At 37.6% G+C, this 428-nt stretch carries 1 protein-coding gene and 1 pseudogene; both read right to left on the bottom strand.

From position 1 onward, the window contains the following. Window positions 1-222: pseudogene (locus E3E37_RS11195) on the bottom strand (hypothetical protein); the annotation flags it as partial. A gap of 10 nt (window positions 223-232) precedes the next feature. Beyond that, window positions 233-428: DUF2284 domain-containing protein (locus E3E37_RS11190; protein ID WP_240921984.1), on the bottom strand; the 196-nt coding region annotated here is incomplete at its 5' end.

Below are 428 nucleotides of genomic sequence, written 5' to 3'. Positions count from 1 at the left end.
TAAGTTGTCCTCTTCAATGATTTCCCACTTAATTTTTGGGGAGAAATCATAAGCTTCGGAGATTATTTTTAAAGCCTCTACAGCCTTTGGGAGATTTTGTTTGTAGGCATTTTCTAGGAAAATGTAAATTTCATCGGGTTTGTATCCATTCATAACTGTAGCATAGTATGCGTTCACCATGGCCCATGTGGATCTTCCGAGCATTGTTATGTATGCTTTCATTCTCCTCACTTTAGTCTATAAGTATGAGACCATACAAAACACTTTCGGAAAAGTCTAGATTCACGATAGTTGAGAGTTCTATTCCGATTGCGTCGATTGAGGGCCTCACTTTCTCTGGCATTTTGCATTTTCTACTTTTTTCAAATTCACATTCTTCGCATAGGTTGCAATTTCCAGGAAAGAAGGCTATTGCATAGAAATTTCCA

Origin of the sequence: Thermococcus sp. ES12 (assembly GCF_012027515.1) — an archaeon.
GTDB classification, from domain to species: domain Archaea; phylum Methanobacteriota_B; class Thermococci; order Thermococcales; family Thermococcaceae; genus Thermococcus; species Thermococcus barossii.
Note: the sequence above shows the minus strand (reverse complement) of the source record. Positions and strands in the feature narration are given on the sequence as shown.